At 70.6% G+C, this 23,848-nt stretch carries 18 protein-coding genes and 2 pseudogenes; 10 read left to right on the forward strand and 10 right to left on the reverse strand.

Annotated elements, in window-relative coordinates; genetic code table 11:
* Positions 1-219: 219 nt before the first annotated feature.
* Positions 220-393, forward strand: coding sequence for a hypothetical protein (locus QMK28_RS16865; protein ID WP_326438692.1), 174 nt, complete (start codon positions 220-222; stop codon positions 391-393).
* Positions 394-539: 146 nt separating this feature from the next.
* On the opposite strand, the pseudogene QMK28_RS16870 reads toward QMK28_RS16865, so the two are convergent.
* Positions 540-916 (reverse strand): annotated as a pseudogene (locus QMK28_RS16870) (DNA polymerase III subunit alpha); the annotation flags it as partial.
* A gap of 453 nt (positions 917-1,369) precedes the next feature.
* Between QMK28_RS16870 and dnaE the strand changes: the two are divergent.
* Both dnaE and QMK28_RS16880 read left to right on the forward strand, forming a co-directional pair.
* The gene (dnaE, locus tag QMK28_RS16875) at positions 1,370-4,888 is read left to right on the forward strand and encodes a DNA polymerase III subunit alpha (RefSeq protein ID WP_443050747.1); all 3,519 of its coding nucleotides are present in this window, start codon (positions 1,370-1,372) and stop codon (positions 4,886-4,888) included.
* Positions 4,885-5,205 carry a DUF6300 family protein gene (locus QMK28_RS16880; protein ID WP_326438696.1) on the forward strand — a complete coding sequence of 107 codons (321 nt, stop codon included), beginning with the start codon at positions 4,885-4,887 and terminating at the stop codon, positions 5,203-5,205. The genes dnaE and QMK28_RS16880 overlap by 4 nt, the downstream gene beginning before the upstream one ends.
* Before the next feature lie 83 nt (positions 5,206-5,288).
* Here the strand turns inward: QMK28_RS16880 and QMK28_RS16885 are convergent, their stop codons facing one another.
* Together QMK28_RS16885 and QMK28_RS16890 are read right to left on the reverse strand one after the other, a co-directional pair.
* Positions 5,289-5,495, reverse strand: a complete 207-nt coding sequence (locus QMK28_RS16885; protein WP_326438697.1) for a hypothetical protein — start codon at positions 5,493-5,495, stop codon at positions 5,289-5,291.
* Positions 5,496-5,678: 183 nt separating this feature from the next.
* Positions 5,679-5,834 (reverse strand): annotated as a pseudogene (locus QMK28_RS16890) (PHP domain-containing protein); the annotation flags it as partial.
* A 155-nt stretch (positions 5,835-5,989) separates the two neighbouring features.
* Here QMK28_RS16890 and QMK28_RS16895 point away from each other — a divergent pair.
* From QMK28_RS16895 to QMK28_RS16915, 5 genes are all read left to right on the forward strand, one after another.
* Complete coding sequence (locus tag QMK28_RS16895) at positions 5,990-7,324, forward strand: DUF2252 domain-containing protein (protein ID WP_326438698.1); 1,335 nt, start codon at positions 5,990-5,992, stop codon at positions 7,322-7,324.
* Positions 7,325-7,397: 73 nt separating this feature from the next.
* Positions 7,398-8,102: a hypothetical protein gene (locus QMK28_RS16900; protein WP_326438699.1), complete on the forward strand. Its 705-nt coding sequence runs from the start codon at positions 7,398-7,400 to the stop codon at positions 8,100-8,102.
* Positions 8,103-8,150: 48 nt separating this feature from the next.
* Entirely contained in the window at positions 8,151-8,990 is an 840-nt protein-coding gene (locus QMK28_RS16905) for a thioredoxin domain-containing protein (protein WP_326438701.1), read from the forward strand.
* A 147-nt stretch (positions 8,991-9,137) separates the two neighbouring features.
* Positions 9,138-10,769, forward strand: coding sequence for an alkaline phosphatase D family protein (locus QMK28_RS16910; protein ID WP_326438703.1), 1,632 nt, complete (start codon positions 9,138-9,140; stop codon positions 10,767-10,769).
* A gap of 87 nt (positions 10,770-10,856) precedes the next feature.
* Positions 10,857-11,606, forward strand: coding sequence for an N-acetylmuramoyl-L-alanine amidase (locus tag QMK28_RS16915; protein WP_326438705.1), 750 nt, complete (start codon positions 10,857-10,859; stop codon positions 11,604-11,606).
* Positions 11,607-11,657: 51 nt separating this feature from the next.
* Here the strand turns inward: QMK28_RS16915 and QMK28_RS16920 are convergent, their stop codons facing one another.
* Positions 11,658-12,278 (reverse strand): dienelactone hydrolase family protein, encoded by a 621-nt coding sequence (locus tag QMK28_RS16920; protein WP_326438707.1) that lies wholly within the window; start codon positions 12,276-12,278, stop codon positions 11,658-11,660.
* A gap of 112 nt (positions 12,279-12,390) precedes the next feature.
* Between QMK28_RS16920 and QMK28_RS16925 the strand changes: the two genes are divergently transcribed.
* The gene (locus QMK28_RS16925; protein WP_326438709.1) at positions 12,391-13,680 is read left to right on the forward strand and encodes a mechanosensitive ion channel family protein; all 1,290 of its coding nucleotides are present in this window, start codon (positions 12,391-12,393) and stop codon (positions 13,678-13,680) included.
* A 133-nt stretch (positions 13,681-13,813) separates the two neighbouring features.
* Here the strand turns inward: QMK28_RS16925 and QMK28_RS16930 are convergent, their stop codons facing one another.
* The 5 genes from QMK28_RS16930 to QMK28_RS16950 all read right to left on the reverse strand — a co-directional run bounded on the left by QMK28_RS16930 (position 13,814) and on the right by QMK28_RS16950 (position 18,510).
* The gene (locus QMK28_RS16930) at positions 13,814-15,406 is read right to left on the reverse strand and encodes a Na+/H+ antiporter (protein ID WP_326438711.1); all 1,593 of its coding nucleotides are present in this window, start codon (positions 15,404-15,406) and stop codon (positions 13,814-13,816) included.
* A gap of 211 nt (positions 15,407-15,617) precedes the next feature.
* Positions 15,618-16,103: a GNAT family N-acetyltransferase gene (locus QMK28_RS16935; RefSeq protein WP_326438713.1), complete on the reverse strand. Its 486-nt coding sequence runs from the start codon at positions 16,101-16,103 to the stop codon at positions 15,618-15,620.
* Positions 16,100-17,041, reverse strand: coding sequence for an RluA family pseudouridine synthase (locus QMK28_RS16940; RefSeq protein ID WP_326438715.1), 942 nt, complete (start codon positions 17,039-17,041; stop codon positions 16,100-16,102). Before QMK28_RS16940 ends, QMK28_RS16935 begins: the two co-directional genes overlap by 4 nt.
* Before the next feature lie 62 nt (positions 17,042-17,103).
* Positions 17,104-17,757, reverse strand: coding sequence for a signal peptidase II (gene lspA, locus QMK28_RS16945; protein ID WP_326438717.1), 654 nt, complete (start codon positions 17,755-17,757; stop codon positions 17,104-17,106).
* A 108-nt stretch (positions 17,758-17,865) separates the two neighbouring features.
* Positions 17,866-18,510 carry a TraR/DksA family transcriptional regulator gene (locus QMK28_RS16950; RefSeq protein WP_326438719.1) on the reverse strand — a complete coding sequence of 215 codons (645 nt, stop codon included), beginning with the start codon at positions 18,508-18,510 and terminating at the stop codon, positions 17,866-17,868.
* A 611-nt stretch (positions 18,511-19,121) separates the two neighbouring features.
* Between QMK28_RS16950 and ileS the strand changes: the two genes are divergently transcribed.
* A complete protein-coding gene (gene ileS / locus QMK28_RS16955) occupies positions 19,122-22,271 on the forward strand; it encodes an isoleucine--tRNA ligase (RefSeq protein WP_326438721.1) in 3,150 nt (1,049 codons plus the stop codon).
* Positions 22,272-22,623: 352 nt separating this feature from the next.
* Here ileS and QMK28_RS16960 read toward each other — a convergent pair whose 3' ends face one another.
* A complete protein-coding gene (locus QMK28_RS16960; protein ID WP_326438723.1) occupies positions 22,624-23,829 on the reverse strand; it encodes a DivIVA domain-containing protein in 1,206 nt (401 codons plus the stop codon).
* Positions 23,830-23,848 lie beyond the last annotated feature (19 nt).

The following is a 23,848-nucleotide window of genomic DNA, read 5'->3' on the forward strand; positions in this document are numbered from 1 at the left end:
TCCCTCTGGAGTTTCCCTCTGGAATTCCTCTGCTGTGCATCGAGTCTGCCCGACCGTACGAGGGTTATCTGCCCGAACTCGATCATCGGCGTGGCGGATGTGCGCTGCGGTGCGTACACGATCTTCTTACGGAGAGTAATTGCCCGACATGCGCGCTTTGTCGACACATGTAAGCCTGAAGCAAGCCCACGCTCCGACACTCCAACTGGAGGAAACCTCATGGGCAAGCACAAGCGCGAGCGCAACCAGCAGAACCGCGCCAGTACCGCTGAGCGCGGCGAGGAACAGGCCAAGAGCACCGCGATGGAGGCTCAGACTCAGGTCCAGGCGCCGGCACAGGGCAGTCCATCGGACGTGGCCCGCAAGCACCAGCGGAGGTTCGGACACAACTGACCGTCGTATCGGCACGATCGCTGTCCGAGGGGCGCGCCCGCCATGGGCGCGCCCCTCGCGCGCGCTTCCCGGGTCGGGTGCCCGAGCGTGCTTCCCGGGCCGGGCGCCCGCGTGCGGTCCCCTGATCCGGCCCTCCGGGGCGGGCAGCCCGCCAGGCAGGCCGGGCCGAGCAGCACCTTGAGGCCGCCGAAGAGCGCGGGGTCCGCCGTGACCCGGTGCTTGTCCAGCCGCAGCACGGTGGTCTTCCGGGCCCCTTGCAGCTTGTCCGCACCTCGGTGTCGCCCCGGCGCCGGCCGAGCACCTGGCCGAGCTTCTCGACCAGCGGCGGGGTGACCTTCACGGTCGGGATGGCGATCGTCACGGGCGCGTTGGTGCCGGCGCTCGACACATCGGGGACCATCAGCTCCATCGCGACCAGCCGCGGCACGTCCTCGCGCTTGTCGAGGCGGCCCTTGACGAACACCACGGTGTCCTCGACGAGTTGGGTGGAGACCAGCTGATAGGTGGCGGGGAAGAACATGCAGTGGTGAGGCGGTCGCCGACCGCGTACGGGCAGCCCAGCGCGCGGGCGGATTCGGGGAAGAGCCGGATCTCAAGCTGATCAAGTACGGAGGGCGGCACGGTGGTTCCTCCTGGCGGCACAGCAGGTCGCCCGAGCCATTCGTCCGAGCTTCTCTCTATGGACGGAGTGGGAAGCCCAGGCGTTACAGGCCGCCCCGCTCGGAGGGGCCTTGACCGTCGAGCGCAGCGCATGCGAGGGAACGCCCCAGCGGCTACTCGTAAGAGTCTTCCGGCCACCCTCGGAGACAACGCGAGGTCAGGGATATGCCCGTTTTCGATCATGGTGCCAGGTGCCGCGACGGGAAGATTCCGGTGTGCCGTGAGGGATAGGGTGGAGGCTTCCCACAACCCCTGACCGGAGGCCCGCTCGGTGGCTGACAGCTTCGTTCACCTGCACAATCACACTGAATATTCGATGCTCGACGGTGCTCAGCGGCTCAAGCCGATGTTCGCCGAGGTCGCGCGTCAGGAGATGCCGGCCATCGCGATGAGCGATCACGGCAATATGTTCGGTGCGTATGAGTTCCAGCAGGTGGCCAAGGGCTTTGACGGGGTCAAGCCGATCATCGGCATCGAGGCGTACGTGGCCCCGTCCTCGCGCCGCAACCGCAAGCAGGAGTTCTGGGGTCCTGGCGGGGTGCGGGCCATGTCGGACGACGGCGAAGGCTCCAAGGACGTCTCCGGTGGCGGCCGGTTCACCCACATGACGATGTGGGCGCGGAACGTCCAAGGTCTCCAGAATCTCTTCTCGCTGACGACCGAGGCGTCGTACACCGGGCAGTTCCCGTCGGGCAAGCCCCGTATGGACCGTGAGCTGATCGCCGAGCACGCCGAGGGCATCATCGCGACCACGGGCTGCCCCTCCGGGGCGATCCAGACCCGGCTGCGGCTGAAGCAGTACGACGAGGCGCGGGAGACGGCCGGGGCCTATCAGGACATCCTCGGGAAGGAGAATTATTTCCTGGAGCTGATGGACCACGGCCTGGACCTGGAGCGCAACGTCCGCGCCGACCTGCTGCGGCTGGCGAAGGATCTCGACATCCCGCTGCTCGCCACGAACGACGCGCACTACGTTCTGGAAGAGCACTCGGACGCGCACGACAACCTGCTGTGCATCGGGGTCGGCAAGAACAAAGACGATCCGAGCCGGTTCCGCTTCAACGGCTCGGGCTACTACCTCAAGACCGCCGCCCAGATGCGGGAGCTGTTCTCGGAGCTGCCCGAGGCGTGCGACAACACCCTGCTCATCGCGGAGCGCATCGAGTCCTACGCGTCGGTCTTCGACGAAGTCGATGAGATGCCGCAGTTCCCGGACGTGCCCGAGGGAGAAACCCAGGAGTCCTGGCTGCGCAAGGACGTCCTCACGGGTCTGGAGATGCGCTACGGCACCCCGGTCCCGGAGCCGGTCATGGAGCGGTTCGAGACCGAGATGAAGGTCATCGGTCCGATGGGCTTCTCCTCGTACTTCCTCGTGGTCGCGGACATCTGCAAGTACGCGCGGGACAACAAGATCCCGGTGGGCCCCGGCCGTGGTTCGGCGACCGGCTCGATCGTCGCGTACGCGACCCGGATCACCGAGCTGTGCCCGCTGGAGCACGGTCTGCTCTTCGAGCGGTTCCTGAACCCGGAGCGCATCAACCCGCCGGACGTCGACCTCGACTTCGACGACCGTAAGCGCGACATCATGGTCCGCTACGTCGTGGACAAGTACGGCGACGAGTACACCGCCATGGTGAACACGTTCGGCAAGCTCAAGGCGAAGAACGCGATCAAGGACTCGTCGCGCGTCCTGGGCTACCCGTACAACCACGGTGAGCGGATCACGAAGGCGCTGCCGCCGGACCAGCAGGGCAAGAGCATCTCGGTGCCCGGCATCTTCGACCCCGCGCACCCGCGCTACGGCGAGGCCGGCGAGATCCGGCAGATGTACCAGAACGAGCCGGACGTGAAAAAGGTCATCGACGCCGCGATGGGCGTCGAGGGCCTGATCCGCAACACGGGCGTGCACGCGGCCGCGGTCATCCTGTCCAAGACGAAACTGACCAACCGCATCCCGTTGCACATGCGGGCCAAAGACGGCGTCAAGATCACCGGCTTCGACTACCCCAGTTGCGAGGACATGGGACTGGTCAAGATGGACTTCCTGGGGCTTCGCAACCTCGGCGTCATCGACCAGGCCATCCAGAACATCCGGGCGAACCGCGGCGTCGAACTGTCCACGGAGACCATCCCCCTGGACGACACCAAGACCTTCGAGCTGCTCGCCCGCGGCGACACCTTCGGCGTGTTCCAGCTCGACGGCGGCGGCATGCGCGCGCTGCTCAAACTGATGGTGCCCACCCGCTTCGAGGACATCGCCGCAGCCATCGCCCTGTACCGGCCCGGACCGATGGCAGCGAACGCGCACACCAACTACGCGCACCGCAAGAACGGCAACCAGCCGATCGAGCCGATCCACCCGGAGCTCAAGGACGCCCTGGAGCCGATCCTCGGCAACACCTACCACCTGCTCGTCTACCAAGAGCAGATCATGGCCACCGCCCGCCAGCTCGCCGGATACACCCTCGGCGGCGCCGACCTGCTGCGCCGCGCCATGGGCAAGAAAAAGCCGGAAGTGCTGGCGGCCGAGTGGGAGAAGTTCCACGCCGGCATGCGGGAGAACACGTACTCGGAGGAGGCCATCAAGGCGCTCTGGGACGTCATGCTCCCCTTCTCCGGCTACGCCTTCAACAAGTCCCACACCGCCGGTTACGGCCTCGTCTCCGTGTGGACGGCCTACCTGAAGGCGAACTACCCGGCCGAGTACATGGCCGCGTTGCTGACCTCGGTGGGCGACGACAAGGACAAGGCCGCCGTCTACCTCGCGGACGCGCGCAAGAGCGGCGTGCAGGTCCTGCCCCCGGACGTCAATGAATCGCTCGCCGAATTCACGGCCGTCGGCGAGGACGTGCGGTTCGGCCTGCAATCGGTACGCAACGTCGGCGAGGGCGTCATCGAGTCGCTGGTCGCCACCCGCAAAGCCAAGGGAAAATACAGCTCCTTCGCCGACTTCCTCGACAAATCCGAGATCGGGGCGCTGAACAAGCGGGCCGTGGAGTCCATGATCAAGGCTGGCGCCTTCGACTCCCTGGACCACAGCCGCAAGGGCCTGTCCCGCATCCATGAAGACGCCATCGATGCGATCATCCCGGTCAAGAAGGCCGCCTCGTACGGGCAGGACGACCTCTTCGCCGACCTCGGCGGGCCAGACGACGACACGCCCGCGTTCGGCCTGGACTTCCCCATCGACGAGAGCGAGTGGCCCCGCAAGCAACTCCTCGCCACCGAACGGGACATGCTGGGCCTCTACGTCTCCGCGCACCCGCTGGACGGCACCGAGCACATCCTGGCCCGCAACCGGGACACCACCGTCGCCGAGATCATGGCGAGCGGCCAGGAAGGGCAGGTGAAGATCGCCGGGCTGATCACCAGCGTGGAGCGGAAGATGACGAAGCAGGGCAACGCCTGGGCGGCGGTCCAGTTCACCGACCGCGATGCCTCGATCGAGGTGTGCTTCTTTCCGCAGACCTACCAACTCGTCGGCCACGCGCTCATCCCGGACAGCGTCGTCTCCGTCCTCGGCCGCGCGCAGGACCGGGACGGCACCATGAACATCATCGGCCAGGAGCTCGGCGAACTGGACGTGTCCTCCGCCGAACACGGAGGCAGGCCGCCCGTGCAGCTGTTCATGCGCTCCCACAAGGTCAACGAGCCCAGCGTCAAGGAACTCAAACGCATCCTCACCGCGCACCGGGGCGAGAGCCCGGTGCGGCTGCGCGTCCAGGGGCCGGACAAGACGACCGTGTTCGAACTCGGTTACCTGGTCGATCCGAACTCGCTCGCCTCCGACGTGAAGGGCTCCTTCGGCCCGGAAGCGTGGCTCGGCGCGGTATGACCGAGCAGACCGAGGAGATCCGGCTGCGACTCGACGCACCGCCGGCGTGCCGCGACTGCGACGGCGCCACGCTGCTCCTGGCCCGTTTCCCGCATGCGTGGAAGAACGCCCGGGGCGAAGACGTCACAGGGGTGCGGGAGGCAGCGCTGTGCCCGGCGCGCCAGCGTGGCGAGCCGGCCGCCGACGAGCTGCTGGCCCTGTTCCTCGTGGACGGGCAGCTCGACCAGGCCAACGTGACGGTGTTCACCGCACTCGCCGCGGCATGGGTGCAGAACATCCCGGTCGCAGACGGTGGATCTCGACGCGCTCGCCGATGAGGAGCAGCGCTGGAAAGACGGCGCTCTGCAGCGAGAGGCCCGGGACACTGTGCGTCCCGGGCCTCGTTCAGCTGCTGGCGCCGTTACTTCTCCTCGGAGCCCTCATCGGACACGTCGTCCGGCGGGACGATGTCACCGTCATCGGTTTCCGTGGTTCCTCCGCCCAGGGTGACGCTGGTGTCCGGCCGCAGCGCGGCGTTGTTCTGGGCTACCGCGCAGTTGTTCGCGCCGGAACCGATGAGCCCCGCCGCGGCGAGGTGGGTGTAGGCGTCCACGTCGGCTGCGCTCACCCCGGGTCCGGGGCGTCGAGGTTGAGGCTCTGAGCCTCCACCGGATTGGTCAGTGTGTCGCTCATGAGCTGTGCTCCTTTGTGTGCGACGGGATGGAAAGGTGTCACGGGGTCGCGCGCGCGACCACCACGACGACGGTCTGACCGTCTTCCAGCGGTCGCACCGTGCTGGTCAGCCAGCCGGGTCGTACGCCCCGTGCAGGTTGCCGTGGTCGGTCACGGCGATGTGCGACATACCCATCTCATCGCACGCCTCGAACCTGTCCTTGAGCCGCGCGGCACCGTCCAGCAGCGAGTACTGGGTGTGGACGTGCAGGTGCGTGAAGGGCGGCTTGGTCACGGTGACAGACCTACGGCGAACGGTCGGCGACAGGTGGGTGAGACGGTCCCGAAGTCTGCGTCGACCGACTGACAGCCAACGGGCACTCGCGGGTACGCTCACGCGTTGTCACCGACAGAACCACCCCGCACCACACGCCCAGGAGGCGCACCCGGATGGCAAGCCAGCAGGTCCACGACGAACAGCGCGGCGAGCAGATTCTCACCGTCTTCGAGACCGCCTTCGGCGCGCTGCTGGCAGCCGACCCGGCCGCGTTCCGGGTCAAATTCCGGAAGATGGCCGCCTCGGCCTTCGCGTTCTACCGGGGCACCGCCGGCCTGTTCTACGCCGACCTGGAGCGGGCCGGCGACGATAACGTCAGCGGCCCCTACGTGGACGAGCGCACCGCCCGGGTGTGGATCCACGGCGATCTGCACGCCGAGAACTTCGGCACGTACATGGACGCCAACGGCCGGCTGATCTTCAACGTCAACGACTTCGACGAAGCGTACGTGGGCCCCTTCACCTGGGACCTCAAGCGCTTCGCCGCCTCCGTAGCGCTGATCGGCTACACCAAGGCGCTCAGCGACGAAGTGATCTCCGACCTGGTGCGCACCTACGCCGAGGCCTACCGCGAGCGCATCCACGCCCTGGCCACCGGCGCCAAGAACGACGAGGTGCCGCCCTTCACGCTGGACACCGCGACCGGCCCACTGCTCGGCGCGCTGCGCGACGCCCGCGCGCTCACCCGGTTCGGGCTGCTCGACTCGATGACCGAGATCCGCGAGTTCGAGCGGCGCTTCGCCTCCGGCGGCGGCGCGATCGAGCTGGACGCGGCCGCCCGCTACAAGGTGCTGGACGCCTTCGACGGCTATCTGGACACGCTGCCCGAGGCCAGCCGCATCCGGCCCGACGCCTACCGCGTCAAGGACGTCGTCGGCCGCCGGGGCATCGGGATCGGCAGCGCCGGGCTGCCCTCGTACAACATCCTGCTGGAGGGCAACAGCGACGCCCTGGAGAACGACGTCGTGATCTACATGAAGCAGGCGCAGACCCCGGCCGTCTCCCGGCACATCACCGACGAGCGGGTCCGCGGCTACTTCCAGCACGAGGGCCACCGCACGGTCATCTCGCAGCGCGCTCTGCAGGCCGCCGCCGACCCATGGCTGGGCTGGACCGAGCTGGACGGCTCGGGCCAGCTCGTCGCCGAGGTCTCGCCGTACGCGGTGGACCTCGACTGGTCCGACCTCGACGACCCGGAGGAGATCGCGGCGGTCGTCGCCGACCTCGGCCGGGCCACCGCCACCATGCACGCGGCGGCGGACGACGAGAGCGGCCACTCCCTGGTGCCGTTCTCCACCGAGCGCGCCATCGACGCGGCCATCGCCGCCGACGAGGAGGGCTTCGCGGCGCTCCTGATCGACTTCGCGCACGCCTACGGCGCGACGGCCCGCGCGGACCACCAGACCTTCGTCGACCTGTTCCGCAATGGCGCCATACCGGGTCTTTAGCGAGACGGCGCGGGCCGCGGGGGCCGGGGCGTTTAAGCACCCCTTACCCGCGACCGTGGCACACTCTCCCGCGATGGACATATCAGCGGCAGGACCGAGGGCACTGCGCGCGGCGCTTTTCACAGCGCTGTGCGTGACGCTGTCCGCGGCCTCGCATGTGCTGCTGTCCGGCGTGCCGCTGCCGCTGAGCACCGTCCTGGCGCTCTGCGCCGCCGTGTTCGCGCTCTCGTACGCACTGGCCGGCCGGGAGCGCGGCTACTGGCGGATCGCGGCGCTGCTCGTCCCGCTGGAGCTGGCCGCCGACACCGTCTTCACCACCGGCCAGCACGCCTGTTACGGGCAGTCCGGCGGCCCGGTCACCGGCCCGCTGCGCTCGGTCGGCGTCGACCTGCTCTGCGGCGGCGGCAGCTTCGGCACCCCGCTCGCCCGGATGGCCGCGGCCCGGGACGGCGCCGCGCTGCGCATCGGCGACGGCGCGACGTCCTGGACGGCCCCCTGGCTGCTGCTCGCCGCCCATGTCGCGGTCGGTCTGGCCGCCGCGCTCTGGCTGCGGCGCGGCGAGGCGGCGCTCGGCCAGCTGCTGCGCGCGGTCGGCGTCCTCACCTTCCGGCCGCTGCTGACCGCCCTCGCCACCGTCGCCGCCTCGGTCTGCGCGGCGCTCGCACCGCGCCGCCCGGCCCCCCGGCCGGTGCGCCGGGTGCGCACCGCTCTCGCGCATCCGCTGCTGCTGCACTCCCTCGTCCGGCGTGGCCCGCCGTGCTCCCCGGCAACCGCCTGAGCGCACCGGTCCGCACCCACGTCACGACACTTCGAAGAAGGCAGCATCATGAGCAAGCGGAACACCTGGGAGAACAAGCAGTCGGCGCGTGAGCGGCTCAAGGCCGAGCGCGTGCAGCAGGCGAAGAAGGACAAGCTGCGCCGCCAGCTGGTCGTCGGCGGCGCCGTCGTCGCGGTGATCGCGATCGCGGCCGGCATCGGCGTGGCCGTCTCCAACATGAGCGGCGACGACGAGAGCGGCGGCGGCAAGGTCTGGTCGGCCGCCGCCAAGAAGAAGCTGGTCGCCCCGGCCAACACGTCCGGCAAGGACGGCTTGAGCATCGTCATCGGCGACAAGAAGGCCGAGCACACCCTCGACGTCTACGAGGACCCGCGCTGCCCGGCCTGCGCCCAGTTCGAGCAGACGACCGGCGATGTCCTGCTCAAGGACATCAAGGACGGCAAGTACAAGGCGTCCTTCACGATCGCCGGCTTCATCGACAAGGTGCTGACGCCCAAGGGCAACGGCTCGAAGAACGGCACCTCCGCCCTCGGCGCGGCGCTGAACGTCGGCAAGCAGGAGTTCCTGGACTACAAGACCGCGCTCTACTCCGTGAAGAACCACCCGGCGGAGACCAGCGACACCTTCGCCGACGACGCCGAGCTGATCAAGATCGCGCAGCAGGTCGAGGGCCTCAAGGGGAACAAGACCTTCGAGAAGGCCGTGAAGAACGGCACCTACGACAAGTGGGCGCTGGAGATGAACAAGCAGTTCGACAAGAGCGGCATGCAGGGCACTCCGTCCTTCAAGCTCGACGGCAAGAAGCTCCAGAAGGACGCCAAGGGCACGGCGCCGAGCACCCCGGAGGAGTTCAACTCCCTGGTGGACAAGGAGATCGCCGCCAAGTAGCCGCCGCCGTCCTCGCCGGAGGATTCCTGACGGACGGGCCTTCGGCGAGCAGGCTGCCGCGACCACCGGCTGACGTTTCATCAACGGGTGGGCGAACTTACCGAGTTCGCCCACCCGTGGCCATACCAGCCAGTAATGTGATCGCTCGTGACCGATCTTGCGCACATTTCGCGCCGCACGGCCGTCACGGCCGTAGCCGCCTCCGCAGCCCTGCTGCCGTTCGCCGCCGCATCGTCCGCGCGCGCCGCCGACGCCCCCGCCTTCCTGCACGGTGTCGCGTCCGGCGACCCGCTCCCCGACGGCATCCTGCTGTGGACCCGGGTCACCCCCACCCCCGACGCGCTGCCCGGCTCCGGGCGCGGCCCGGACGTCGCCGTCGGCTGGGAGGTCGCCGAGGACAAGGCGTTCACCCGGATCGTCGCGCACGGCACGGCGACCGCCGCCGCGGCCGGCGATCACACCGTCAAGGCCGATGTCCGCGGCCTGCGCGCCGCCACCGACTACCACTTCCGGTTCACCGCGGGCTCGGTGACCTCCGCCGCCGCCCGCACCCGCACCGCCCCCGCTCACGACGCGGCGGCCCCCGGCATCCGCTTCGGCGTGGTCTCCTGCGCCAACTGGGAGTCGGGCTACTTCAGCGCCTACCGGCACCTGGCCGCCCGCCCCGACCTCGACGCCGTCCTGCACCTCGGCGACTACATCTACGAGTACAAGTCCGCCGAATACCCCGAGCAGAAGTACGTCGTGCGCCCGCACTCCCCCGCCCACGAGATCACCACCCTCGCCGACTACCGCATCCGGCACGGCCGTTACAAGACCGACCTGGACCTCCAGGCGCTGCACCACGCGCACCCGGTGATCGCGATCTGGGACGACCACGAGTTCGCCAACGACGCCTGGTCGGGCGGCGCGGAGAACCACACCCCCGGCGCCGAGGGCGCGTGGGCGCAGCGGATGGCGGCCGCCAAGCAGGCGTACTTCGAGTGGATGCCGGTCCGCACCTCCACCTCCGGCACCACCTACCGCAAGCTGCGCTTCGGCACCCTCGCCGAGCTGCACCTGCTCGACCTGCGCTCGTTCCGCTCGGAGCAGTCCACGGTGGGCAACGGCGACGTGGACGACCCGGACCGGACGATCACCGGGCGCGCCCAGCTCGACTGGCTGAAGGCCGGGCTGGCCTCCTCCGACACCGCCTGGCGGTTGGTCGGCACCTCGGTGATGATCTCCCAGGTGGCCTTCGGCTCGCTGCCGGCTCATCTGCTGGGCCCGATAGCCGAGCTGCTGGGGCTGCCGAAGGAGGGCCTGGCGATCAACGTCGACCAGTGGGACGGCTACACCGACGACCGGCGCGAGCTGCTGACCCACCTGCGGGACCGCGGCGTCGACAACACCGTCTTCCTCACCGGCGACATCCACATGGCGTGGGCGAACGACGTGCCGGTGAAGGCCGCGACGTACCCGCACTCCGCGTCCGCCGCGACCGAGTTCGTCGTCACCTCGGTGACCTCGGACAACCTCGACGACATCCTTCATGTCCTGCCGCACACCGTGTCGCTGGTCGCGGCGGCCGCCATCAAGGCCGCCAACCGGCATGTGAAGTGGCTGGACATGGACTCGCACGGCTACGGCGTCCTCGACGTCACCGCCGAGCGCTCGCAGATGGACTACTACGTCCTCTCCGACAAGTCCGACCCCACCGCGACGGCGAAGTGGGCCCGCTCCTACCGCACCCCGACCGGCACACAGCGGGTCGAGCGCGCGGACCGGCCCGTACGCTGACCTGAGCGGTGCGTACGGCGATCCGTACGCACCCGCCCGGGCACCCGCCCGGGCGGCAGCGGTCGTACGGAGACGCACGGAGTGGACATGGCGGGGGCCAAGGGCAGTGGCGGCGGCGCGAACGGCGGGCGTGGGATCAGCCGGCGCGGTCTGCTGCTCGCGGGCGGCGCGGCGGTCGCCGGCGGGGCCGTGTACGCCCTGAGCGGCCCCGCCGAGGACATGTGGTGGCGGGTGCCCGGTGTGGACCGGCCGCGCGAGGACGGCGCGGTCGACCACCCGGGCGCCGAGTGGGTGCCCGCCTCCGCCGCGAACTGGCGGCGGGCCGACCGGCCCTCGGACTACTCGATCGACCGGGTCGTCATCCACGTCCCGCAGGCGACCTTCCCGGTGACCCTCAAGGTCTTCCAGGACCCGGGCCACCGGGCGGCCACCCACTACGTGGTGCGGTCCGCCGACGGGCACGTGGCGCAGCTGGTACGCGAGCTGGACGTGGCCTACCACGCCGGGAACGTGGGCTTCAACGAGCGCAGCGTCGGCATCGAGCACGAGGGCTGGGTGGACCGGCCGCGCTATCTCACCGAGACGATGTACCGCGCGTCGGCGGTGCTCACCGCCGGGATCTGCGAGCGCTACGGCATTCCCCGGGACCGTGAGCACATCATCGGCCATGTGGAAGTGCCCGGCACGGACCACACCTGCCCGGGGCCGCACTGGGACTGGGACCGGTACCTGCGGATGGTGCGCGAGGCGAAGCCGCTCAAGGCGGCCGAGCCGGGAGCGAAGGCGTCGGGCTCGGGGAAGCTCACCGGCTCCACCGGGACGCCGAAGCCTCGCTAGTGCGCGCTTGAGGACAGCGACCGCCCCGTAGCCGCCTGGGCCCGCGTACGCCTACAGCTCGGCGAGGAAGCCGAGCGCGACCTTCCAGGTCTCCTCCGCGGCCTCCGCGTCGTAGTCCGGCAGCTCCGGGTCGGTGAACACGTGCCCCGCGCCGGGGTAGCGGTAGACCTCCACGTCCGCCCCCGCCCGCTGCATCCGCAGGTACCAGGCGTTCAGCCAGTCGTGCGGCTCGAAGGGGTCCGGGTCCGCGACGTGCAGTTGTACGGGCAGGCCGTCGGTCGCGGCGTCGTCCGCGATGTCCGAGGTGCCGTGCAGGAGCAGCAGCCCGCGGGCCTTCTCGTCCGCGAGGGCGAGGTTCTGCGCGATGGACCCGCCCAGCGAGAAGCCCGCGTAGACCAGGCCCCGCTCGGACAGCGGCGCGACGGCCCTGACGGCGCGCTTGAGCAGTTCCTCCGCGCCGATCTCGTCCTTGATCACCATGCCGTCCTCGACGGTGTCGGTGGTCCGCCCGTCGTACAGGTCCGGCGTGTGCACCTCGTGCCCGGCGGCGCGCAGCCGCTCGGCGGCCGTGTGCACGGCGGGCCGCAGTCCGAAGGCCGAGTGGAACAGGACGATCGTCGAGGGGTCCGTCACGGGTGTCTCTTTCTTGTGGCTGATTCGTACGGACCCCATCGTGCCAGTTACGGTCGCGGGAAACGCGGGAAGGCTGACAGGCTCGGACGGGGGCGCCCGCGGTAACGACCACGACGACCGCGATGACCGCGACGACTGGAGGAGGACCGAGGTGTCCACAGAGGAAGTACTGCGTCCGCTGATCGTGATCGGCGGATCGGTGGCGATCACCTTCGCCGTCGGCTGGACGGCCGACGTACTGCTCCGCCGCACGGACGCCCGGCACCCGGAGACCCCGCTGTGGGGCCGGCTGCGCCGCTGCCGCGTCCCGTTCCGGTTGGTGCTGTGCGCGGCGCTGCTGCGCGGCTCGTACGACCAGGCCCGGCTGGCCCGCGACCACCGGGCCGGAACCGGCCAGTTCCTCACCCTGGTGCTGATCGGCGCCACGGCCTGGCTGGTGGTGCGGATCGCGACGGCGATCGTGGAGTCCAGCTACTCGCGCTACGCGGCCACCACCCGCGACCCGGCCCGGCTGCGGCGGGTGCGCACTCAGGTGACGCTCATCCAGCGGGTGGTGACCGCCGTCGTCGGGGTGGTGGCGGTCTCCGCCATGCTGCTGACGTTCCCGACGATGCGCACGGTCGGCACCTCGATGCTCGCCTCGGCCGGACTGCTGGGCATCGTGGCCGGCATCGCCGCCCAGTCCACCCTCGGCAACCTCTTCGCCGGGCTCCAGATCGCCTTCGGCGACATGGTGCGGCTCGGCGACACGGTGGTGGTGGACGGCGAGTGGGGCACCGTCGAGGAGATCACGCTGACCTTTCTGGCCGTCCGCACCTGGGACGAGCGGCTGATCACCATGCCAGTGTCGTATTTCACCAGCAAGCCGTTCGAGAACTGGTCGCGCGGCGGCTCGCAGATGACCGGCACGGTCTTCTTCCACCTCGACCACTCCGCGCCGGTCCGCGAGATGCGCGTACAGCTGGAGAAGATCGTGCGGGAGTGCGCGGACTGGGACGGCCGCGGCCTGAGCCTCACCGTCACCGACACCACCCCGAGCACCGTCCAGCTCCGCGCGCTGGTCACCGCACGGGACGCCGACGCCATCTGGAACGTGCGCTGCGAGGTCCGCGAGCGGATGATCACCTGGCTGTACGAGGAGCACCCGTACGCCCTGCCCCGCATCGCCACGGCGCCCGCCCCGGGCCTCGACACGAGTCCGGTCGTCAGCCCTGCTCTCGACCGGGCGCGGGGGCAGGACCGGACGGAGCCGTCCGACCGGCCGCGGGACCGCGAGCCGGGCTCCACGACCGGCGCGGCGACCGGCGCGGCGACCGGCACCGAGGCCGCGCCCGCGGACTCGCACGGCCGCGCCCGCGACCGGGCCTCCCGCGAGGACTACGACGACGCCCAGGGCCGGGCACGCCGCTCGGCTGGCCACGATGGCGGGCCGCGCAGCTAGTCGATGTCGGTGGTGGTGGACCGGGTACGGGCGGAATTCAGCCCGTTGGGGGCACCTCTCGGACGAAGGCTGGGCGAGATTGAGCACCCACCCACCGGGCCGAACCCGAAAAACCCTGCCCGGCCACCCCGTGCTAACTGCCCCGCAAGCTCCGCACGTCAAGGTGCCGCAACACCCGGTCCACAACCTCCGGATCCGTCCCCGGCTCACTGCGAGCCGCCAGCACCTCGTGGCGGGCGGCCGACATCATCTCGCCCTGGATGCGCTGCACCCGCTTGATCCGTTTGATCCGCTTGTCGTGCGTGACCCGCCGCTCGCCCTCGACGATGTCGGGGAAGATCCGGGTGCCGATGTCGTAGGCGCGCCGGGTGAGCTGTTCCGACAGTTCGTCGGGCAGCTCCTCGACTTCCTCGATCTCGCGCAGCCGCCGCTTGGCCGCCTTGATGACGCGGATCGCGAGCTGCCGTTCCAGCGCCTCGTCGGCGTCCGCGTCGGCGCGCACCCCGAGTCTCTTGACCAGCCAGGGCAGGGTCAGCCCCTGGAAGACGAGGGTGACCATGATCACCGCGAAGGCGATGAAGAGTATCTCGTCGCGGGCCGGGAAGTCGTCGCCGCCCTCGACCGAGAGCGGGATGGCGAGTGCCAGCGCCACCGAGGCGACGCCACGCATCCCGGCCCACCACATGACGACGGTCTCCCGCCAGCTCAGCGGGATGTCCTCCTCGTAGTCCCGCCGTCGGTGCATCCGTTTGGCCAGGTAGGCGGCCGGGAGCAGCCAGACCAGCCGTACGCCGATCACGACGCCGATGACGGCGGCGCTCGCGCCGAGCATCTGCGGCCAGCGGCCGGAGGCGGTGCCGAAGACGTTGTGCAGTTCCAGGCCGATGAGGCCGAAGGCGACGCCGGTGACGAGGGTGTCGACGACTTCCCAGAAGGTGTTGCCGGCCAGCCTGCCGAGCACGTCGTCGGCGTCCACCGCGTGCTCGGCCAGGAAGATCGCGGTGGTGAGCACGGCGAGCACGCCGGAGCCCTTGAACTCCTCGGCGAGCACGTACGAGACGAAGGGCACCAGCAGCGTGAGCCCGATCTGCAGGGTCGCGTCGCCGAGCAGTCCCATCAGCTTGTTGGCCGCCCAGCCCAGCGCGAGGCCGACCGCTATGGCGACGACGGCGGAGAGCACCAGCTGACCGGCCGCGTGCGGCACCGAGAAGGTGCCGCTGACGGCCGCCGCGATGGCCACGTGGTAGAGCACGATCGCGGTCACGTCGTTGAAGAGGCCCTCGCCCTCCAGGATCGAGACCATCCGGCGCGGCAGCCCCAGCTTGCCCGCCACCGCGGTCGCCGCGACCGGGTCCGGCGGGGCGACCAGCGCGCCGAGCGCGACGGCGCCGGCGAGCGGCAGGCCGGGGACGACGGCGTCGGCGACGGCCGCGACGGCCGCCGTGGTGATGAAGACGAGGGCCACCGCGAGCAGGAAGATCGCCCGTTTGTTGGCCGCGAACTGCCGCCAGGAGGTGCGCTGCACAGCCGCGTACAGCAGCGGCGGCAGCACCAGCGGCAGGATGAACTCGGGCGGCACCTCGACGTTGGGTACGAACGGGAGCAGCGCCAGGACGATGCCGCCCAGCGTCATCAGCACCGGCGCGGGCAGCCCCAGCCGGTCACCGAGCGGGACCATGACCACAGCGCCGAGGAGAAGCACGAACAGCAGGGCGAGCTGGTCCACGGTCGGTACGCTCCGGACGGTCGGGGGTGGTCGATCAAGAACTCAAGACTGCCACGGCCCGCGATCAACCGGCGTGAACACGGGGTCGGCGCAGCGCGCCCCCCGTACGCCCGGCAGTGGTGCCCCGCGCCCGGCGGGACCGGCGCGCGGCCCGGTCTCCCGCGTCCTTCGCACGCGCCCGCCCGCGCCCCCGCACGCCCCCGGCGTGGGATCAGAGCGAGCGCCGCATCGCCTGGTGCTGGATGCCGCCGCCCTCGTCGAACTCCGGTCCGAACGCGGTGTAGCCGAGCCGCTCGTAGAACCGGAGCGCGTGGGTCTGCGACTCCAGGTAGATCTCGGTCAGCCCGATCCTGCGCGCCTCGTCCTCGACCGCCCGGACCAGCGCGACGCCCAGCCCGGTGCCGCGCGCGGCGCCGCTGACCGCGAGCCGGCCGATGACGGCCGTGCTGTCGTGGTCGAGGGCGGCGTCCGGGTACTTCTCGCGGGAGCCCGCTCCGTACAGGAACCGGACGGTGCCCAGCGGCGCGGAGCCGCCGGCCGCGGTCGCGAGCAGGTGGACGGCGTGCGGGTCGTACGCGTCCATCTCCTCGGCCTCGGAGATTCCCTGCTCGACGATGAAGACCTCGCGGCACACCGCGTGGCACCCCGAAAGATCGGACCCGTCCAGCACCTGGATCCGGTACGGGGCGGGGTTCACTCGCTCTCGGCCCGGATGATGTCCAGCGCGAGCTGGAGGTCGGCCGGGTAGCCGGTCTCGTACGAGACCCAGCGGCCGTCGGAGGGGTGCTCGAAGCTGAGCTTGACGGCGTGCAGCCACTGCCGGGTGAGCTGGAGCCGCTTGGCGATGGTGGGGTCGGCGCCGTACGTCAGGTCGCCGACGCAGGGGTGCCGGTGAGCGGCCATGTGCACCCGGATCTGGTGCGTACGGCCCGTCTCCAGCTTCACGTCCAGCAGGCTCGCGGCGCGGAAGGCCTCGATGAGGTCGTAGTGCGTGACGCTGGGCTTGCCGTCAGCGGTCACGGCCCACTTGTAGTCGTGGGTCGGGTGCCGGCCGACGGGCGCGTCGATGGTGCCGCTCATCGGGTCCGGGTGGCCCTGGACCAGCGTGTGGTAGCGCTTGTCGACGACGCGCTCGCGGAACTGCTGCTTGAGCAGCGTGTAGGCGCGCTCGGACTTGGCGACGACCATCAGCCCCGAGGTGCCGACGTCCAGCCGGTGCACGATGCCCTGGCGCTCGGCGGAGCCCGACGTGGAGATGCGGTAGCCGGCGGCGGCGAGGCCGCCGATGACGGTGGTGCCGGTCCAGCCGGGGCTGGGGTGGGCGGCGACGCCGACCGGCTTGTTGATCACGACGATGTCGTCGTCGTCATGCACGATGTGCATGCCCTCGACGTGCTCGGCGACGATCCGCACCGGAGCGGCCGGCGGGGGCATCTCGACCTCGAGCCAGGCGCCACCGTGCACCCGGTCGGACTTCCCGGCCTCGGAGCCGTCCACCCGGACCTTTCCCGAAGCGGCCAGCTCCGCCGCCTTGGTACGGGAGAAGCCGAACATCCTGGCCAGGGCAGCATCGACGCGCTCGCCCTCCAGGCCTTCGGGGACGGGCAGCGTGCGGGTTTCGGGAAGGGTACTCACCCAACGAGTATGCCGGACCGCGAGCCGCCGCCCTGACCCGATCCGGCGGACCGGCCCGCGCTTCAGTCCCTGTGGACGGTGCCGTCCGGGTCGAGGCCCCGGAAAGAGAGGATGACGATCAGGATGCCGCCGCAGACGATCGCGGAGTCCGCGAGGTTGAAGACGGCGAAGTGCGAGGGGGCGATGAAGTCCACCACCGCGCCGCGGAAGACGCCGGGCGAGCGGAGGATCCGGTCCGTGAGGTTGCCGAAGGCGCCGCCGAGCAGCATGCCGAGCGCGATCGCCCAGGGCAGGCTGTAGAGCTTGCGGGCCAGCCGGGCGATGACGACGATCACCGTCGCGGCGATCAGCGTCAGGAAGATCGTCAGCGCCTCCCCGATGCCGAACGCGGCGCCGCGGTTACGGATCACCTCGAAGCGCAGCAGGCTGCCGATGACCTCGACCGGCGCGTGGTGCTCCAGCTGAGCCACCACGATCAGCTTGGTGCCGAGGTCCAGGGCATAGGCGAGCGCGGCGACCGCGAGCAGCACCGCGATGCGCCGCTTGCCCCTCGTCGCCGTCGTACCCGCCGTGCCGTCCTCGGCCCCCTCCGAGGGCGCGGCCCCGGCCGATGACTCGGCGGGGCCGGCGGGCTCGACGGGTCGCGCGCCGGACTGCTCGCCGGTCCGCTCGGCATCCGGATCCGGCGTACCGATGGTCCGCTCCACCTCTGTCACGTGAATCCCTCAACTATGGAGTCCAGCGCCAGGCCCTGCCTGACTGAGGACGAGGGTACGACACACCGGGACAGGTACCGGGGGCCTGGGGCCCGCCCCCGGCCGGACTCAGCCCCTGCGCTCCTGCCGCTGCTTGCACTCCACACACAGCGTGGCCCGGGAGAAGGCCTGCATCCGGGCTTTGCCGATCGGCTTGCCGCAGTTCTCGCAGAGCCCGTAGGTGCCGGCCTCCAGCCGCTCCAGCGCCCGTTCCGTCTGCTCCAGCATCTCGCGGGCGTTCGCGGCGAGCGACATCTCGTGTTCGCGGGTGATGTTCTTGGTGCCGGTGTCCGCGTCGTCGTCACCCGCCCCGCCGCCCGAGTCGCGCATCAGCCCGGCGATGGCCTCCTCGGAGGAGATGATCTCGGCGCGCAGCCGCAGCGTCTCGGTCTCCAGCCGGGTGCGCGCCTCGGCGACCTCCTCCGGTGACCAGGGGTCCTCGCCGGGCCGGACCGGGAGCTCGCCGGGCACCGCGGCGGCCGTCCGCGCCCCGGGCACCGCGGTCGCCGCCGCCGTGGCCCGCTCGGCCGCGCCAGCCCCACCCGAAGTCTTCTTAGCAACCACAGTCTTGGCTCCCGCCTTCTTCACGGGCACCGGCTTCTCGGCCGGTGCGGCCTTCTTCGCCGGTGCCGCCTTCTTGGCTGTGCTCTTCTTCGCTGCTGGTGTCTTCGCTGCTGGTGCGCTCTTCTTCGCGGCGGACTTCTTAGCCACCATGGCCGCGGCCCCTTCACATTCTGTGATGTTGATCGCGAATCGTGCCGGAACGATAAATCGACTCCAGGCACGCGGCAACGGGGCACGCCGCCCGAATAGCCCGGCTTGACCGCAGAACAGCGCGGTCTGCATCCGTTGTGCCCCAGTCTTCGCCCGGTAACCCGACGGCGCACTCGCTCCGAGCGCGCGGATCGGCATTCGGGTCAAGCCCCTCGGCACGACCAGCTCACTCGACGCAGCCGGCGGGGCGGGTCCCGGGCGGCCGGGACGCGGCGTACAAGCCCCGGAAAACAGCGCCCCCGGCGGGAAAATCCGTCGGCCGGCCTGGGGCCGGGCCCGTACACTGGCCCGAGCGAGAGGCATGGAAGGGGCGAGTAGCTCCGTACGCAGTCATGAGCGACCCGGGGACGGTGCGAGCCCGGGGGCGAGCGCGGTGCGAAAATCACCCCCGAGCCGCTGGAAGAAAGCTCCCCGTGAGCGAGTAGAACCGGCAGCGCGACCCCAATGAGGGGGCCGCGGACGTACCCGTCCGGCGGCCAAGGAGGGTGGTACCGCGGGGGCTGTCGCTCTCGTCCCTCCGACGGAAAGCGCACTCCGCCGGAGGAAGCCCGATGACGCCACCCCAGCAGTACCGCCAGGTCCCCGCCCAGGTCGACCTGCCCGCCCTGGAGCACGCCGTGCTCGATTTCTGGCGTGACAACAAGGTCTTCGCCCGCACCCTCGAACAGTCCGAGGGCCGCCCCGAGTGGGTCTTCTACGAGGGCCCGCCGACCGCCAACGGCATGCCTGGCGCGCACCACATCGAGGCCCGCGTCTTCAAGGACGTCTTCCCGCGTTTCCGCACCATGCAGGGCTACCACGTCGGCCGCAAGGCCGGCTGGGACTGCCACGGCCTGCCCGTGGAGCTCGCCGTCGAGAAGGAACTCGGCTTCACCGGCAAGAAGGACATCGAGGCGTACGGCATCGCGGAGTTCAACGCGAAGTGCCGCGACTCGGTCACCCGGCACACCGACGCCTTCGCCGAGCTGACCACACGCATGGGCTACTGGGTCGACATGGACGACGCCTACCGCACCATGGACCCCGACTACATCCAGTCGGTCTGGTGGTCACTCAAACAGATCTTCGAGAAGGACCTGCTCGTCCAGGACCACCGGGTCGCCCCCTGGTGCCCCCGCTGCGGCACCGGCCTGTCCGACCACGAGCTGGCGCAGGGCTACGAGACGGTCGTCGACCCCTCGGTCTTCGTCCGCTTCCCGCTCACCTCGGGCCCGCTGGCCGGCGAGGCCGCGCTGCTCGTCTGGACCACCACCCCCTGGACCCTGGTCTCCAACACCGCCATCGCCACCCACCCCGGGGTGCGCTACGTCGTGGCGAGTGACGGGGCCGAGAAGCTCGTGGTGGCCGAAGCGCTGCTGGAGAAGTCGCTCGGCGAGGGATGGACGGCCACCGGCGAGTCCTTCACCGGCGCCGAGATGGAGCGCTGGACCTACCGGCGCCCCTTCGACTACGTCGAGATCGAGGACGCGCACTACGTCGTCAACGCCGAGTACGTCACCACCGAGGACGGCACCGGGCTGGTCCATCAGTCCCCCGCCTTCGGCGAGGACGACCTCAAGACCTGCAAGGCGTACGGCCTGCCCGTCGTCAACCCGGTCCGCCCCGACGGCACCTTCGAGGAGGACCTCCCGCTCATCGGCGGCCAGTTCTTCAAGAAGGCCGACGAGGCACTCGTCGCCGAACTCGCCTCCGCGGGCCTGCTGTTCCGGCACGTCCCGTACGAGCACAGCTACCCGCACTGCTGGCGCTGCCACACCGCGCTGCTCTACTACGCGCAGCCGTCCTGGTACATCCGCACCACCCAGGTCAAGGACGCCCTCCTCCGGGAGAACGAGAAGACCAACTGGCACCCGGACTCGGTCAAGAAGGGCCGCTTCGGCGACTGGCTGAACAACAACGTCGACTGGGCGCTGTCCCGCAACCGCTACTGGGGCACCCCGCTGCCCATCTGGCGCTGCGCCGAGGACCACCTCACCTGCGTCGGCTCCCTCCAGGAGCTCTCCGAACTGACCGGCGGCGACCAGTCGGCCCTCGACCCGCACCGCCCGTTCATCGACGCGGTCACCTTCGGCTGCACCGCCGACGGCTGCTCGCTGGAGGCGACCCGCGTCCCCGAGGTCATCGACGCCTGGTATGACTCGGGTTCGATGCCGTTCGCGCAGTGGGGCTACCCGTACAAGAACAGGGAGACCTTCGAGCAGCGCTACCCGGCGCAGTTCATCGCCGAGGCCATCGACCAGACGCGCGGCTGGTTCTACACGCTGATGGCCATCGGCACCCTGGTCTTCGACAAGTCCTCCTACGAGAACGTCGTCTGCCTCGGCCACATCCTCGCCGAGGACGGCCGCAAGATGTCCAAGCACCTGGGCAACATCCTGCAGCCCATCCCGCTGATGGACCAGCACGGCGCGGACGCGGTCCGCTGGTTCATGGCGGCCGGCGGCTCCCCCTGGGCGGCCCGCCGGGTCGGCGACAGCACCATCCAGGAAGTGGTCCGCAAGACCCTGCTCACCTACTGGAACACGGTCGCCTTCCAGGCCCTGTACGCCCGCACCTCCGGCTGGGCCCCCTCCGCGGCCGACCCGGCCGCCGCCGACCGGCCGCTGCTGGACCGGTGGCTGCTGGGTGAGTTGAACACCCTGGTGGCCGAGACCACCAAGGCCATGGAGGCGTACGACACCCAGCGCGCCGGCAAGCTGCTGTCGTCGTTCGTCGACGACCTGTCGAACTGGTACGTCCGCCGCTCGCGCCGCCGCTTCTGGCAGGGCGACCCGGCCGCGCTGCGCACGCTGCACGAGGTCATCGAGACGGTCACCCGGCTGATGGCCCCGCTGGTGCCGTTCATCACCGAGCGGGTCTGGCAGGACCTCATCGTCCCGGTCACCCCGGACGCCCCGGAGTCGGTGCACCTCGGCAGCTGGCCGAAGGCCGACGAGGAGCGGATCGACCCGGCGCTCTCCACCGACATGCTGCTGGTCCGCCGGCTGGTCGAACTCGGCCGCGCGACCCGCGCCGAGTCCGGCGTCAAGACCCGCCAGCCGCTCTCCCGCGCGCTGGTCGCCTCGGCCGGCTTCGGCGCGCTGAGCGAGGACCTGCGCGCCCAGATCACCGAGGAGCTGAACGTCGCCTCGCTCGCCTCGCTCTCCGAGGTCGGCGGCTCGCTCGTCGACACCACGGCCAAGGCGAACTTCCGGGCGCTGGGCAAGCGCTTCGGCAAGGGCGTCCAGGCGGTGGCCAAGGCCGTCGCCCAGACGGACGCGGCGGCGCTCTCGCTCGCGCTGCGCGAAGGGACCGCCTCGGTCGAGGTCGACGGCGAGAGGGTGGCCCTCTCGCCCGACGAGGTCATCATCACCGAGACCCCGCGCGAGGGCTGGTCGGTGGCCTCCGACTCCGGAGCGACCGTCGCCCTCGACCTGGCGATCACCCCGGAGCTGCGCCGGGCGGGCCTGGCCCGCGACGCGATCCGGCTGATCCAGGAGGCCCGCAAGAACAGCGGCCTGGACGTCGCCGACCGGATCGCGCTGCGCTGGCAGGCCGCCGACGCCGAGACGGCGGCGGCCCTCACCGAGCACACCGGCCTGATCGCCGACGAGGTCCTCGCGGTCGACACCGCCGAGGGCGAAGCCGACGCGGCCTTCGGCGACCCCTTCACCGACGAGTCGCTGGGCCTGACGTTCCGGCTGCGCAAGGCCGAGGCGTAACCAGAGGCGCAACCAGAGGCGCAACCAGAGAGGCGTAGCCGGCAGGGCCCGACCAGCCGAGCACGCGGCCCCCGGCACCCGCGCAGCGAGCGGGTGCCGGGGGCTCTGTCGTTCCCCCACCAGCGCGTGTCGTTCCCCCACCGGCGCGTGTCGTTCCCGTACCGGCGCGTGTCGTTCCCGTACCGGCGCGAGGGGTCGTTCCCGTACCGGCGCGAGGGCTACGGCGGCGGCAGCGCCAGGGGGCAGCGACGGCGGGGCCGCGGGCACGCGAAAGGGCCGGGCCCCGAGGAGTTGAATCCTCGGAGCCCGGCCCTTTGCCGTGCCGACGGCTACGCGCTCAGCGCGCTGCCGCTCAGTTGTCGTCCTCGTCGATCAGGAAGCCGCGCATCGGGCTCGGCGCCTGCTGCATCGGCTGCGGCGCCTGCGGCCGGACCGGTGCCATCGGCTGGGTCATCGCCGGGGACATCTGCTGCTGGCCGCCGTAGTTCTGACCGCCGCCCTGCTGCCCGTGGTTGGTGTGACCGCCGTGCCCGCCCATGCTCTGGTTGGCGCCCATGCTGTGCCCCATCGAACCCGCGCCGGCCGGAGCCATCGACGGGGACGCGGGGAGCGAGGCGGCCGCGGGGGTCCGCGACGGGGCGAGCGAGTCGTCGGCCTGGTTCTCCAGCTGACGGAGCTGGCTCTCCAGGTACGACTTCAGCCGCGTCCGGTACTCACGCTCGAAGCCTCGCAGGTCCTCGACCTTGCGTTCCAGAGTCGCGCGGGCGGACTCCAGGGAGCCCATCGCCACGCGGTGCTTCTCCTGCGCGTCCCGCTCCAGGGCGTCAGCCTTGGCACGGGCGTCGCGCTCCAGACCCTCGGCGCGGCTGCGTGCCTCACCGACGATCTTGTTGGCCTCGGAACGGGCCTCGGCGATCGCCTGGTCGGCGGTCTGCTGCGCGAGCGAGAGCACACGGGCGGCACTGTCGCCGCCGGGGCCCTGGCCGGGCTGCGGAAGCTGCGGGCCGGGACCGCCCATGGGGCCGCCCTGCTGCTGCATGGGGACACCCTGCTGCTGCATCGGGCCGCCCTGTTGCTGCATCGGGCCACCCTGCTGCATCTGGCCGGGACCGCCCTGGCCCATCTGGCCGGGACCGTGCTGGCCCTGCTGCTGCTGCGGGTGCTGGCCCTGCTGCTGCTGCTGCGGGTGCTGGCCCTGCTGCATCTGGCCGCCGGGACCGGCGGGCAGTTGCGGTACGCCGCCCGGCAACTGGGGCGGGCCCATCTGCTGCTGCGGAGGCACTGGCTGCGGTCCGGATATGGCGGCGGGAACGGGGGCTCCGCCGGGGCGGTTGTCCTGCTGCTCCGGCTTGCGCATGCCCTGCTGCTGCTGGTTCTGGGCTGCGGCGCGGGTGGCCGCGGCCAGCTTGGCGCGCAGATCCTCGTTCTCGCGCAGCAGTCGGGTCAGCTCCGACTCGACCTCGTCGAGGAAGGCATCGACCTCGTCCTCGTCATAGCCTTCTCGGAGACGGACGGTCGTGAACTGCTTGTTCCGCACGTCCTCGGGGGTCAGCGGCATCTCTTCTTCACCTCAACGT

This window comes from Streptomyces sp. H27-D2, assembly GCF_035828615.1.
GTDB lineage: Bacteria > Actinomycetota > Actinomycetes > Streptomycetales > Streptomycetaceae > Streptomyces.

Bases quoted from the DNA above. Each gene is read 5' to 3' on its own strand.
- QMK28_RS16865 (WP_326438692.1), top strand. From the start codon at position 220: ATGGGCAAGCACAAGCGCGAGCGCAACCAGCAGAACCGCGCCAGTACC.
- dnaE (WP_443050747.1), top strand. From the start codon at position 1,370: ATGCTCGACGGTGCTCAGCGGCTCAAGCCGATGTTCGCCGAGGTCGCG.
- QMK28_RS16880 (WP_326438696.1), top strand. From the start codon at position 4,885: ATGACCGAGCAGACCGAGGAGATCCGGCTGCGACTCGACGCACCGCCG.
- QMK28_RS16895 (WP_326438698.1), top strand. From the start codon at position 5,990: ATGGCAAGCCAGCAGGTCCACGACGAACAGCGCGGCGAGCAGATTCTC.
- QMK28_RS16900 (WP_326438699.1), top strand. From the start codon at position 7,398: ATGGACATATCAGCGGCAGGACCGAGGGCACTGCGCGCGGCGCTTTTC.
- QMK28_RS16905 (WP_326438701.1), top strand. From the start codon at position 8,151: ATGAGCAAGCGGAACACCTGGGAGAACAAGCAGTCGGCGCGTGAGCGG.
- QMK28_RS16915 (WP_326438705.1), top strand. From the start codon at position 10,857: ATGGCGGGGGCCAAGGGCAGTGGCGGCGGCGCGAACGGCGGGCGTGGG.
- QMK28_RS16920 (WP_326438707.1), bottom strand. From the start codon at position 12,278: ATGGGGTCCGTACGAATCAGCCACAAGAAAGAGACACCCGTGACGGAC.
- QMK28_RS16950 (WP_326438719.1), bottom strand. From the start codon at position 18,510: ATGGTGGCTAAGAAGTCCGCCGCGAAGAAGAGCGCACCAGCAGCGAAG.
- ileS (WP_326438721.1), top strand. From the start codon at position 19,122: ATGACGCCACCCCAGCAGTACCGCCAGGTCCCCGCCCAGGTCGACCTG.
- QMK28_RS16960 (WP_326438723.1), bottom strand. From the start codon at position 23,829: ATGCCGCTGACCCCCGAGGACGTGCGGAACAAGCAGTTCACGACCGTC.